Consider the following 12,785-nt stretch of genomic DNA (forward strand, 5'->3'; position numbering starts at 1 on the left):
GGTTCCACATCAAGTGCTGGCAACATCGGTCAGGGGCCCCAGCGCCGCGCCCTTCGGGAGCCACTGAGAGCCTTGATAGCTGCGTTGCTCTGACTCGATTTGGAACCACCAAACCTTCGCCATCGCGCCTTGCTCTCAAGGCTCTCAGTGGCTCAGTAGGTCAGCGAATTAACCAGACGGGACACTAGGCAGTCGGGTTCTGATCAGAACAACGGCAGGGTCCAGATTCCGAAAAGGATGAGCAAGGCACCACTGGCTTTCCGGACAGCCTGGTGTTTTTGCAGGCCGCGCACCCAACTGGCGGCATAGCCGGTCGCCAGCATGGAAGGCAGGGTGCCGAGACCAAAGAAGAACATGGTCAGAGCAGCCGAAGTAACGGTAGGCTGTAGCGCAGCCCATCCCAGGGTGCTGTATACCAGGCCACAGGGCAGCCAGCCCCAGAGTGCGCCCAGTGCCAGCGCCTGGCCCGGATGGTGGATCGGCATCAGGCGTCGGGTCAGGGGCGAGAGCTTCTGCCAGACCGGAGCGCCGATCTTCTCCACGTAGCGGATACCCTGCCACCACTGCCCCATGGAAAGGCCCATGAAAATCAGCAGAAGCCCCGCGATGGTCCGCAGCACGATCCCTGCCAAAGTCCACTGGCTGGCGGCCCCGGTACTGAGCACCGCGATCAGTGCCGCGATCAGGGTATAGCTTCCGATTCTTCCGAAATTGAAGGCCAGCAGCATCAGCGACTGGCGAAAGCGGAATCCCCGGCCCACTGGCAGGGCCATGGAGAGGGAGGCACTGATGCCGCCACACATGCCCAGGCAGTGGGTGCTGCCGAGCAGCCCGATGAGAAAGGCGCTGGGATAGCTCAGGTAAAGGTCTGCTGTCATCAGCTCTTCGGCCCGGTACTGTCCCGGTCTTCCTCCCCGGTACTCTGCTCCGGTTCTTCACCTTCCTGTTCAGGTTTGTCGGTTCTGGCTTCCCGGGGAATCATGTCCTTGTCATCATCATAGAGGATGCGATGAGCCGGGCCTTCCACGTCGTCATACTGGCCGTTCTTGACCGCCCAGGCAAACAGGGCAATTCCCACGGCAACCAGAATGAGCATCAATGGCACGAGGACCATTACAATCTGCACGGCACTTACCTCATCATGAAGTGTGTCTTTTACGTTATCAGGACAATGCCCGAGTACCAACCGGTGTTGGTTCCGTCGGGGCCTGGTCGGGGCTGGCGCCCAATCTGAGCGCGTTAAGCACCACAATCAATGAGCTGGCGGACATGCCGATGGCGGCAAGCCACGGGGGGACCAGGCCGGCCGCAGCCAGAGGCAGGGCGCACAGGTTATAGGCCAGGGCCCAGATCATGTTCTGACGGATGACCCGGCGGGTCTGCCGGCTGGTATTGAGCGCTTCCACCAACTGCATGAGCTGGCCATTCAGAAGAACCGCATCAGCTTTCAGCTGGGTCAGGTCGGCGGCACTTCCCATGGCCACCGAGAGGCCGGCTCCGGCCATGGAGGGCAGGTCGTTCAGACCGTCGCCGACCATCATCACATGGCGCCCTTCGCCGGTGAGCTTTTCCAGCACTTCCAGTTTCTGCTCCGGCGATGCCTGCCCAATGGCTTCGGTGATACCCAGTGCCTCGGCGACACGGGCCACGTGGCCACTTCGGTCACCACTGAGCAGAATGGTACGGATGCCCTGATCCTGCAAGGCCCTGATCGTTTCGGCAGCATCCTCCCGGGGCTGGTCGTCGAGCCGGAAGCAGGCCAGCCATTCGGCTTCGGAGGCCAGCCAGATTTCCATTCCGGTATGCTGACCACGTTCCGGCACAGGGGCGTTGGTGTGTTTCGCCACAAAATCCAGATGGCCGATGGCGTAGTTATGTTCCCCGTACTGCCCGGTCAGGCCGCCGCCGAGATGATTGCGGACGCCTTGCATGGCCGTTGCCGCGCGGTCGTGGAAGACTCGGGCGATGGGGTGCTCGGAAAATTTTTCCAGGCCGGCGGCCAGGCGCAGGCAAGTGTTGTCATCGAGGCTGCCAACACTTTGCTGGCCCACCAGGCTCAGTTCGCCCCGTGTAAGCGTGCCGGTCTTGTCGAAGATGACCGTATCGACGGTATTCATGGACTCCAGGGTGTGCCCCCGGGTCGGCAGGAACCCCAGTTTCCGCAGACGGATGGTCGCCGCGGTGATGGCGGTCGGTGTGGCCAGAGACAGAGCACACGGGCAGGTTACCACCAGCACTGAGAGAGTGATATCGAACGCGTTGTCTGCTCCGGCCAGCCACCAGCCGATCCACACAAGCGGGGCCAGGATCAATACCCGGCCAACAAACTTGCCCGCGATCCGGTCAGCCATTCTGGCAACCGGCGGTTTCTCCGACTGGACCCGGTCGAGGACCCGCAGGATGCCCGAGAGCCGGGTCTGGGCGCCGGATTTTTCCACCAGTACATCCAGGGGGTTCTCGCCGTTGATGCTACCGGCGTGGACCCTGTCGCCGGGGCCTCGCGACTCCGGCAGATATTCTCCGGTCAATGCCGCCTCGTTGAGGGTGGATTCGCCCCGAACAATGCTTCCGTCTACAGGCAGGGTTTCGCCAGGCCGCACCCGGACCACGTCGCCGGGCCGGATGTCGTGGGCCGGAACTATATCGGTTTTCTCACCGTTCACCCTCGCCGCAACCGCCGGCTGGAATCCGGCCAGGGCATTGCCGGTCAGGCCGGCCCGGTAGCGGGCCTGGACTTCCACATAGCGACCAAGCAACAGGAAGAAGGTGAACATGCACACCGATTCGAAATAGACCTCATCACCGCTGAATACCGTCACCCAGGCGCTGGCGGCATAGGCCAGACCGATGGCGATGGCGATGGGTACGTCCATGGTGAGATGCCTGGTCCGGAGATCACGACGTGCATTGCGGAAAAACGGCCGGGCACTGTACAGCACCACCGGAGTGGCAACCAGCAGGCTGAACCATCGGAAAAAGGAGACAAATTCTGGTGAAAGATCATTGACCAGTTCGAAATACAGCGGAAACGCCAGCATCATGCTCTGGAAGGAACCGATGCCGGCCACCGCGAGCCGGATGAGCATCGAGCGGTGTTCCGCTTTTAACTGTTGCTCGATCTCATCGGCCTGGTAGGGACGGGCGGTGTAACCGAGCTGGTGGATCGCGATCAGCAGGTCACTCAGCTTCGCCTGATCCGGCGACCAGACCAGGCGTGCCCTTTGGGTCGTGTGGTTCACCGAGAAGCTCTGTACTCCCGGCTGTTTCTTCATGTGGTTTTCAAGCAGCCAGATACAGGCGGCACAGGTGATACCGCCAATCAGAAGGTTTGCTTCCTGACCACTTTTGACGGGCGAGACAAAGGATTGCTGGACCAGCGGGTGGTCCAGCTCCCGCAGACGAGTGAGCTCCGAGGAAGACAGTTCCCGGGGTGTTACCGCCGGTTCTGTCCGGAAGTCGTAGAAGCCGGTGAGACCCTCATTGTGGATGGTCTCGCAAACCGCTTTACAGCCCTGACAGCAAAAATGCCTTGTGTTGCCTTCAAGCTCCAGCGTGATCGGCGGATTCCCCTCGGCTGGTTCACCGCAATGGAAACAATCCAGTGTACTCACCCCTTGACGGGTTTTTCCGCCCGAATGGTCAGGCCATCTTTTGCCGGCAGCCAGGCTTCACCTTTCAGGCGCCACTTGTTATCAGGCCCCTGCAGGTCGTAATACCAGCGGCCTTCAATGTCCTGGTACATGGTGCCGGAGAAGTACCCGCCACCTTCGTTACGGAACTGGATGGTGCGGTCCCGTTCGGCCAGAGTCGGGTGGAACAGATTCAGGATCACATAGGGAAATTGTGCCGGACCCTCCTCGGTATTGAGCTTCAGCGTAACCTCACGCTTGTCAAAGCTCATTTCACCAACCATGCCCATCTCATAGGCCTGCTGGTCACGGGCAATGGCAAGGTTGATGCCTCGCCCTTCCTTGGAGTAGTCATCCGTCACCATGGTGTCCTTCATGTTGCTGGCGACAACGATCATGACGGTACACCAGACGATAGCCGCCAGCGGAAAAATGGTCAGGAACCAGAACCAGGGCTGGCGGTACCAAGGTGCAACCGGAGCGTGTTCACTCATAATGCTTCATCTCTTTTCTAGCCGGTGTGTCGGGGCCAATTCAACAAATCAGCGCGTTGGACCGACAAACCGGCTTTCAGTTTCAAGTTTCAGTGACGAATCTGTTTCGGATACCGCCTGGAACCTGATCTCGTTGTTGGATTCGGAGATGGCTTCCGGTGGAACGTCCACGACGGTCGGTAACGAGCGGTTCTCGCCACTTTCAACGGTTACCCTGGTGTCGGTCAGGATCTGGATGCCCTCAAGGCCGCTCACGGAGATGGAGAAGACCTGAGGCACTTCGGTCATGTTGGCAATTTTCAGGGTATAGGAGTTTTCAATCCGCCCCTGGCCATTGAAGCTGTAAAGTGCGCCCCGGTCACGCAGGGCATCCATCTGGGCCGGCACCCGGGTAGCAATGGTGAAGATGATCGCTGAAATCATCAGTGCCAGCATGATGCCGTAGCCGAAGGTACGGGGGCGAAGCAGCTTGGATTGCTTGCCCTCCAGCTCATTCTCGGTGGTGTACCGGATCAGGCCCTTGGGATAGTTCATTTTCTCCATGACCTCGTCACAGGCGTCGATACACAGGGCGCAGCCAATACACTCGTACTGAAGGCCGTCCCGGATATCGATACCGGTGGGGCAGACCTGGACACACTGGCCACAGTCAATGCAGTCGCCGAGGCCCAGTTCGTTCGGGTCAACGCCCTTCTTGCGGCCGCCCCGGGGCTCGCCACGGTTCGGATCGTAGGAAACCACCCGGGTGTTCGGGTCGAACATGACCGACTGGAAGCGGGCATACGGGCACATGTACAGGCATACCTGTTCACGCATCCAGCCAGCGTTCAGGTAGGTGGCGACGGTGAAGAATGCCACCCAGAAATAGGCCCAGCCATTGGCCTGCAGGGTAAATAGGTCTGCAATCAGTTCCCGGATGGGGTAGAAATACCCGACAAACGTGAGACCGGTTGCCAGAGCAATCAGCAGCCAGACCGTGTGTTTGGCGGATTTCTTGGCGATCTTTTGACCGGAGTTCGGGGCCTTGTCGAGCTTCATCCGCTTGTTGCGACTGCCCTCGATCCGCTCTTCAACCCACATGAAGATGAAGGTCCACACCGTTTGCGGACAGGTATAGCCACACCAGACCCGGCCGAACAGGGTGGTGATGAAGAACAGGCCGTAAGCACAGATAATCAGCAGGCCCGATAGCAGGATGAAATCCTTGGGATAGAAGGTCATGCCGTAGAGGTGGAATTCCCGCGCCGGAAGGTCGAAGTGGATCAGTGGCTGACCGTCGATGGTGATCCAGACGAAAAGGAAGTACATGCCCATCAGCAGGGTCAGGCTCACATTCCGGATACGCTGGAAGAAGCCTTTCACTTCCCTGACATAGATTTTCTTTCGACTCGCATAGAGCTCGACGGTCTCGGCTTTTTTGTTCTTGTTGGAGGAATCAGACGAAGGGTCAACCTGTTTGACCGGAATCTCACTGCTCATCGTAACCTCCCGATGAAATGGAAAAGCGGGGGAGCGGGCCTCGGAGGGTCTGCTGATCTTCTCAAGCCTGTGGCCGCAGGGGCAGACACAGGGTTGAAAAGACCGGGCCAGGGCAGGAGCCCTGGCCGGATCATTCTCAGTTGGACAGGCTGTACACGTAAGCTGCCAGGATCTGGATCTGATCCTCGGACAGACGTCCAGCCTGGGCCGGCATCTGGTTCTGGCGACCGTTCATGACGGTTTCCTTGATCCAGTCATACGTGGAGCCGTAGAGCCAGGTGTTGTCAGTCAGGTTGGGGGCGCCCATCGCCTGATTGCCTTTGGCGTCCGGTCCATGACAGGCTACGCAGGCCTGCTGGAATACCTGGGCGCCGGCCTTGGCTGCCTCGGCATCCATTTCCCGACCACTGAAGCTCAGCACATAGTTTACCACCTGATCGACCTGTTCGTTGGTCATTCCGGGCATGGTACCTTTGGCGGGCATGTTGCCCATGCGGCCATTGTGCAGGGTTGCCAGGATGGCATCAGGCGTGCCGCCGTAAAGCCAGTCGTCGTCGGTCAGATTGGGGAAGCCAACCTGGCCACGTGCAGCAGAGCCGTGACAGACAGCGCAATTGTTGGCGAAAAGACGCTGACCGATCTTCAGGGCGTCGTCATTGGTTGCCAGCTCGGGAACCGGAGTGTTGCCGTACTGGGCATAGATTTCGCCGTATTTCTTTTCCGCCGCGGCCACTTCCGCTTCCCACTGATTGGTGGAAGTCCAGTCCAGCAGGCCCTTGTAGTTGCCCAGGCCCGGGTACAGTGCCAGGTAACCGAGGGCAAACACACAGGTTGCCATGAACAGATAAAACCACCACTTGGGCAGCGGGTTATCGTATTCCTCAATGCCATCGAAGGAATGGCCCATGGTCCGGTCTGTTTCGACATCAGTGGTCTGGTTCTTGCGGGTTGCCCACAGCAGCCAGACACAGCCAAATACAGTACCGAGCACGATCACACTGATCCAGATGCTCCAGAAGGTACTCATTGTTTCTTCTCCGTCTTTTCCTGTTCGAGAGTACGCTTGTCCACGTCTTCATCATCGAACGGCAGGTGCGCCGCTTCGTCATTGGCCTTCTTGCGGTGGGCGCTGTAGGCCCACCAGACGATGCCGAGGAAGACCGCCATTACCAGAAAGGTATGAATGCCGCGTAGCTCATTGATATCCATGGGATCACCGTTTGCCTGAAATCACGGTACCCAGCTGTTGCAGGTACGCGACCAGCGCTTCGATTTCGAATGTACCCTGTATGTCAGCTGACGCAGCGGCAATCTGCTCGTCCGTATAGGGCACCCCGAGTGTTTGCAGGGTCTTCATCCGCTCATCGATGCTGTCATGATCGACACGGTTCTCGAACAGCCAGGGGAACGCCGGCATGTTGGACTCCGGAACCACACTGCGCGGGTTATACAGATGCTGACGCTGCCAGGCATCAGAATAACGACCGCCAACGCGGGCCAGGTCCGGACCGGTACGCTTGGAGCCCCACAGGAACGGGCGATCGTAAACGAACTCACCCGCAACGGAGTAGTGGCCATAGCGCTCGGTTTCCGCCCGGAACGGACGGATCTGTTGGGTATGGCACACGTGGCAGCCCTCACGGATGTAGATGTCACGGCCTTCCAGCTCAAGCGCGGACAGTGGCTCGAGGCCCTCGACCGGCTCGTTGGTCTGCTTCAGGAAGAACAGGGGCACCACTTCCACCAGGAAACCACCACTGATGGTCAGGATGATCAGGATGATCATCAGACCAATATTCTTTTCAATAATTTCGTGTTTCATCTGATCTCTCTCCCGTTACGCCGCCTGAGCCGCAGCATTGTCAGCTGCAACCGCTTCTTTCTGACGAACGGTCATATACACGTTGTAAGCCATCAGCAACATACCGGTCAGGAAGATAACGCCACCGAGGAAGCGGACGAAGTAACCCGGATAGGAGGCTTCCAGAGCTTCCACGAAGCTGTAGGTCAGAGTGCCGTCCTCGTTCACCGCGCGCCACATCAGGCCTTGCATGATGCCATTAACCCACATGGCAACGATGTAAAGCACAGTTCCGACGGTCGCCAGCCAGAAGTGCACGTTGATCAGAGCCGTGCTGTACATGGCCTGCAAACCCCAAAGCTTGGGAATCAGGTGATAGACCGCACCGATACTGATCATGGCAACCCAGCCCAGGGCACCCGAGTGAACGTGGCCAATGGTCCAGTCCGTGTTATGGGACAGCGCGTTGACCGTCTTGATAGACATCATCGGGCCTTCGAAGGTGGACATGCCATAGAAAGACAGGGAGACCACCAGGAAGCGCAGGATCGGGTCGGTACGCAGTTTGTGCCAGGCACCGGACAGGGTCATCATGCCGTTGATCATGCCGCCCCAGGATGGAGCCAGGAGGATCAGGGACATAACCATGCCTGCGGTCTGGGCCCAGTCCGGCAGCGCGGAGTAGTGCAGGTGGTGACCACCGGCCCATACGTAGGTCGCGATCAGCGCCCAGAAGTGAACGATGGAGAGACGATAGGAATAGACCGGGCGGTTGGCCTGCTTGGGGACGAAGTAGTACATCATGCCCAGGAAGCCGGCGGTCAGGAAGAAGCCTACGGCGTTGTGGCCGTACCACCACTGCATCATGGCGTCGGTCACGCCGGCGTATGCGGAATAGGATTTGAAGGCCGTGGCTGGCAGGGCCATGTTATTACCGATGTGCAGAGCCGCAACTGTGATGATGAAAGCGCCATAGAACCAGTTAGCCACATAGATGTGCGGGGTGCTGCGCTTGGTAATGGTCCCGAAGAAGACAATGGCATAGGTTACCCAGACCACCGCGATGGCGATATCGATCGGCCATTCGAGTTCCGCGTATTCCTTGGTTGATGTCAAGCCCATTGGCAGGGTAATCGCTGCTGCCACAATGATTGCCTGCCAGCCCCAGAACGTGAACGCCGCCAGGCCGTCCGAGATCAGGCGGGCCTGACACGTACGCTGTACGACGTAATAGGCGGTGGCAAACAAGGCACTTCCACCAAAGCCGAAGATAACGGCGTTGGTATGCAGCGGCCGGAGCCGGCCGAAGTGGGTAAAGGGCAGGTCGAGGTTGAGGGATGGCCAGACGAGCTGCGCTGCGATCAGCACACCCATAGCCATTCCTACAATACCCCATACCACTGTCATGATGGCGAATTGTCTCACCACCTTGTAGTTGTATGTCAGGTTTGCATTTACTGTGCTCATAGCCTTACCAATGGGTTTAAGATGGGAAATTATGCGGGCGCAAGTATGGAGAAACCATTAGCTGTTTGCAATGACTCAGGTCAACTCATGATATCTGTCAAATTCACCGAAATCAGCGACATGGCGAGCATGTGAATCATTCTCTAAGATGAGGTTGCGCCCCGGGAAATTGCTGCTTGCTCCGGCTATGATAGTCCCTGATCTGGCAGAGGTGAATTCAGTGGAATTGATTAAGAGCAATCACTACGAAAATCAGCCGAAAGTCGTAATGATTCTGGCGCATGGTGCCGGCGCACCGGCCGATTCTCCGTTCATGGAAGAACTGGCCGGAGCGCTGGATGCGGAAGGGGTCGCCGCGGTGCGATTCGAGTTTCCGTATATGCAGAAGCGCCGGCAGGATGGCAAGAAACGGCCGCCAGACCGGCAGCCCCGGCTTCTTGAGAGTTTTCGCGAGGTTCTTGCGCAGGTCCGGACGGAGGCTGGGGAGGTATGCCCGATTCTTGTTGGCGGCAAATCCATGGGCGGGCGGATGGCCAGTTTCCTGGCAGCGGAAGAGAGTGGGATCGACGGGGTAGTGTGTTTCGGTTATCCGTTCCATCCCCCGGGAAAACCGGATAACTGGCGTATTGACCATTTTCGCCGGATTGAGTGCCCCATGCTGGTGATTCAGGGAACCCGGGATCCATTCGGTAAGCCCGATGAGGTGGCTGAAAGACAAAAGGACCTCGGGGCCTGCCAGCTGGTGTGGTTGGACGGTGGTAACCACGACTTTCAGCCGCTGGCCCGGCAGACCGAAATCCGGCAGGATCTGATCTACCAGGCTGCCAGCCACGTCCGGACATTCATTGAATCGCGGGTACGCCCGAGTTAGCAAGCCTGGTCTCTGCGAACTGTACCCGGTCACGTCCGGAGGCCTTGGCCTGGTAGAGCGCATTATCCGCCCGGTGGAACAGCGAGCTCTGGTCCTCCGGGGCCGTGAATTCCGCTACGCCTGCGCTCAGGGTCATGGTGAGAGTCTTGCCGTCAGGGGTTTCCAGCGGTGTGTTCCGAAGCTCATCGAGTATCGCCTGGCACACCTTGCGGGCGCCTTTGCTGTCGGCGCCGGGCAGCAGGACGGCGAATTCCTCGCCACCAAAGCGGATGGCTATGTCCCTCGGCCGTTTCACATGTCGGGAGAGGATATCGGCAATCAGCTGTAGGCAGGTGTCCCCGAAACCATGTCCCCAGCTATCGTTCACCGCCTTGAACCGGTCGGCATCGATAAGGGCAAGAGCCAGGGGTTGCCCGGTCCTCTTGGCCTCGGCACAAAGTTCCGGAAGAATGTTGTCCAGATGCCGGCGGTTATACAGGCCGGTCAACGGGTCGTTCAGGCTTAGTGCCGCCAGTTTCCGGTTGGCTTTTTCCAGTTCCCGCATGGCGTTGCGCAACTGCGAGGTGCGTTCGTGAACCTTGAATTCCAACTGGGTGCGGGCCTTGTGCTCCACCTCGAGGAGTTTCTGATTCAGCAGGCGCCAGCGCTGGACCATGGCGTAATTCAGAAGAAGGACCTGACCGCCGATGGTTACCTGCATCAGCGATTCCCGGGCCAGGAAGTCGGCGAGGTAGCCGAAAGCTGCCAGTGCATAGATCAGTGCGCCGGCCAGCATCACCATCCATGACAGCAGGTACCAGATAGCTGGTTGATAACCCTGGCGCCAGCGAATCCCTGCTGAGATCAGAAGGCTGGCGATGACGCTCAGGGCCAGAACCGTATTCAGGATGATGGTCTTGTTGTAGGGCAGAATGAAGGTCAGTGCCAGAAAGACCATACAGAACCAGGCCTGGGCCTTGAGGGTGGTGTTGGCGAGGGTATTCGGCCTCACTTCCAGGAAAGACCGACCGAACAGGGTCATGGCCAGGGCGCACAGTCCCAGGGCCAGAGGAATCGAGGTGTTGGCAAAGCCGGCGCTCTCGGGCCAGAAATACTGGTTGGCGAAACCGCCCATGGCAAACAGGAACAGACCCATCGCAGCCATGTAAAAGGCATTGTAGAAGTAGTAGACAGTCCCGGAACTGAAGAATAGCAGCAGATTGAAGGCGGCAAAGATCGCCAGCGCTCCGTAGAACAGCCCGTGGGTCAGGGTCAGGTGGTTGCTGGTGGAGATGACCTCGGCCGGGGTTTCCAGGGACAGGGGAACGTTGAGCGCGCCACTGCTGCGGATGCGGATCGTGACACCAAGCAGCTCCTGCGCCCCGAGGGTGACGGGCAGCAGGAAATACCGATAATCTATGCCCCGGGATGTAAACGGGTATTGGTCGCCGGTTGCCAGTTTCCGGGTGGTGCCATCGCTACTGGAGGTCCAGAATGTCACCTCATCGAGCAGCGGGTAATCCAGCTTGAGGTACCAGAACCCCCGGGTATTCGCGGTATTATTCAGTTGCAGGTTCAGCCAGTACACCGATTCTGTGTGGCTGAATACCAGGTCATGGCCGTCAGCCGCGGTCCAGGCCAGTGACCGCGGCAGGTCTTCCGGGGATATAGCCTGGTGGGCGCGATCCCCCGGATCGGCGCTGTGATAACAGACATAGTCCATCAGGTTGTGCCGGGCGCTGTCGTCTGCGACATCCAACACCGGACATGTGCCCGGAGTGGGGGGGTGATTGGCCCAGGCCAGGGCAGACAGGCAGCAGATCGTGGCTGCAGACATAAGCCGGGTCAGAAGTGGCATTCAGCGCTTCCAGCAAGAAAGTGAGCTGGAAGTGTAGCCAACATACACTATTTTCACTGTTAAACAGGTTCAAATTTGCGGGGTTCAGGCAGGAGTCCGCTACAGGGGCAACATGGAACAGATTCTCGCATTTTGTCGGCCCGGCTTCGAGACCGAGGCCGGGCGCGAACTTACCGATTCTGCTATGGAATCAGGTATTTATGGTTTTTTTGAGCCGGTCAGGGGCGAGGGGATTGTCTGGTTTTCTCTGCCGGGGCCGGAGCCTGCCAAGGAGCTGTTGGCTCGGGTCAGGCTCGAGAGCCTGGTGTTTGTGCGGGACTGGCTGGTGGTGCTTGGCCGGCTGGAGCTGCCGCCAGAAGATCGGGTAGGTGCGGTCATTGAAGGGCTTCGACAGATAGAAGGTGGCTGGCCGGAGTGTGCCCGGGTGGAAGTCCGCCTGCTGGAAAACAAGGCTGACAAGGATCTGGGCAACTTTGCCCGGAAGTGGGTGGCACCTCTGTCAAAGGGACTCAGGGGCGCAGGGCTCCTGCAGGACGTAGAAGCGGACACGCCTGCCCGGCTGGAGATTTTCCTGCCGGATTTCAGCCATGCGGTGGTTGGCTTCAGTCTCCGGGCTAACCGGGCCCGCTTCGCGGGTGGCATCCCACGGCTTCGGCTTCCGGCGTCGGCTCCAAGCCGCTCGGCACTGAAACTGGAGGAAGCCTGGAAGGTGTTCCTGCCTCCTGAACAGGAGCTGGAGTATCTTGGGGGCGGAAAGAAAGCCGCGGACCTGGGCGCTGCGCCTGGTGGCTGGACCTGGCAACTGGTCCGTCAGGGCATGCTGGTTTCTGCGGTGGATAATGGCCCGATGGACCCGGAACTGATGGCCTCTGGTCAGGTTGAACATGTTCGTGCCGACGGCTATGGCTGGCGGCCGAAGCGCGGTATCGACTGGATGGTCTGCGATATTGTTGATCAGCCCAGAAAGACGGCACGCCTGTCGGTGGACTGGGTGGGTTCCGGTTTATGCCGGTTTACCGTGTTTAACCTGAAGCTGCCCATGAAAAAACGGTATGAAGAGTGGCTGATCTGCCGGGAAATCATTGAGGAGGGGCTGACCCGGGCGGGCGTCGGCTTCCGAATGCGCGCCCGCCACCTGTATCATGACAGGGAAGAGATCACCTGTTTCATCGAACGCACGAGCTGATCCGAAAGGGCCAGGGGCAAT

Annotated in this window: 12 protein-coding genes; 2 read left to right on the forward strand and 10 right to left on the reverse strand. The window is 58.9% G+C overall.

Annotation, left to right across the window (positions count from 1 at the left end; all coding sequences use genetic code 11):
* Positions 1–203: 203 nt before the first annotated feature.
* From R6W86_RS13710 to ccoN, 9 genes are all read right to left on the reverse strand, one after another.
* The gene (locus tag R6W86_RS13710) at positions 204–878 is read right to left on the reverse strand and encodes a sulfite exporter TauE/SafE family protein (protein ID WP_410329925.1); all 675 of its coding nucleotides are present in this window, start codon (positions 876–878) and stop codon (positions 204–206) included.
* A complete protein-coding gene (ccoS, locus tag R6W86_RS13715) occupies positions 878–1,126 on the reverse strand; it encodes a cbb3-type cytochrome oxidase assembly protein CcoS (protein WP_410329926.1) in 249 nt (82 codons plus the stop codon). Before ccoS ends, R6W86_RS13710 begins: the two co-directional genes overlap by 1 nt.
* Before the next feature lie 37 nt (positions 1,127–1,163).
* A complete protein-coding gene (locus tag R6W86_RS13720; RefSeq protein ID WP_410329927.1) occupies positions 1,164–3,611 on the reverse strand; it encodes a heavy metal translocating P-type ATPase in 2,448 nt (815 codons plus the stop codon).
* Positions 3,608–4,123, reverse strand: coding sequence for a FixH family protein (locus R6W86_RS13725; protein WP_410329928.1), 516 nt, complete (start codon positions 4,121–4,123; stop codon positions 3,608–3,610). The genes R6W86_RS13720 and R6W86_RS13725 overlap by 4 nt, the downstream gene beginning before the upstream one ends.
* Positions 4,124–4,171: 48 nt before the next feature.
* Entirely contained in the window at positions 4,172–5,602 is a 1,431-nt protein-coding gene (gene ccoG, locus R6W86_RS13730) for a cytochrome c oxidase accessory protein CcoG (RefSeq protein WP_410329929.1), read from the reverse strand.
* Between the two features lie 136 nt (positions 5,603–5,738).
* Positions 5,739–6,629, reverse strand: a complete 891-nt coding sequence (gene ccoP, locus R6W86_RS13735) for a cytochrome-c oxidase, cbb3-type subunit III (RefSeq protein ID WP_410329930.1) — start codon at positions 6,627–6,629, stop codon at positions 5,739–5,741.
* Positions 6,626–6,811, reverse strand: coding sequence for a cbb3-type cytochrome oxidase subunit 3 (locus tag R6W86_RS13740; protein WP_410329931.1), 186 nt, complete (start codon positions 6,809–6,811; stop codon positions 6,626–6,628). The genes ccoP and R6W86_RS13740 overlap by 4 nt, the downstream gene beginning before the upstream one ends.
* Positions 6,812–6,815: 4 nt before the next feature.
* The gene (gene ccoO, locus R6W86_RS13745; RefSeq protein ID WP_410329932.1) at positions 6,816–7,424 is read right to left on the reverse strand and encodes a cytochrome-c oxidase, cbb3-type subunit II; all 609 of its coding nucleotides are present in this window, start codon (positions 7,422–7,424) and stop codon (positions 6,816–6,818) included.
* 15 nt (positions 7,425–7,439) lie between these two features.
* Positions 7,440–8,870: a cytochrome-c oxidase, cbb3-type subunit I gene (gene ccoN, locus R6W86_RS13750; RefSeq protein ID WP_410329933.1), complete on the reverse strand. Its 1,431-nt coding sequence runs from the start codon at positions 8,868–8,870 to the stop codon at positions 7,440–7,442.
* A 220-nt stretch (positions 8,871–9,090) separates the two neighbouring features.
* Between ccoN and R6W86_RS13755 the strand changes: the two genes are divergently transcribed.
* Positions 9,091–9,741: an alpha/beta family hydrolase gene (locus tag R6W86_RS13755; RefSeq protein ID WP_410329934.1), complete on the forward strand. Its 651-nt coding sequence runs from the start codon at positions 9,091–9,093 to the stop codon at positions 9,739–9,741.
* On the opposite strand, the gene R6W86_RS13760 is transcribed toward R6W86_RS13755, so the two are convergent.
* A complete protein-coding gene (locus R6W86_RS13760; RefSeq protein WP_410329935.1) occupies positions 9,713–11,578 on the reverse strand; it encodes a diguanylate cyclase in 1,866 nt (621 codons plus the stop codon). The genes R6W86_RS13755 and R6W86_RS13760 overlap by 29 nt on opposite strands.
* 112 nt (positions 11,579–11,690) lie before the next feature.
* On the opposite strand from R6W86_RS13760, the gene rlmM reads away from it, so the two are divergent.
* The gene (gene rlmM / locus R6W86_RS13765; protein WP_410329936.1) at positions 11,691–12,764 is read left to right on the forward strand and encodes a 23S rRNA (cytidine(2498)-2'-O)-methyltransferase RlmM; all 1,074 of its coding nucleotides are present in this window, start codon (positions 11,691–11,693) and stop codon (positions 12,762–12,764) included.
* Positions 12,765–12,785: the final 21 nt, after the last annotated feature.

It is taken from the genome of Marinobacter sp. (genome assembly GCF_046484525.1).
Lineage (GTDB): Bacteria > Pseudomonadota > Gammaproteobacteria > Pseudomonadales > Oleiphilaceae > Marinobacter.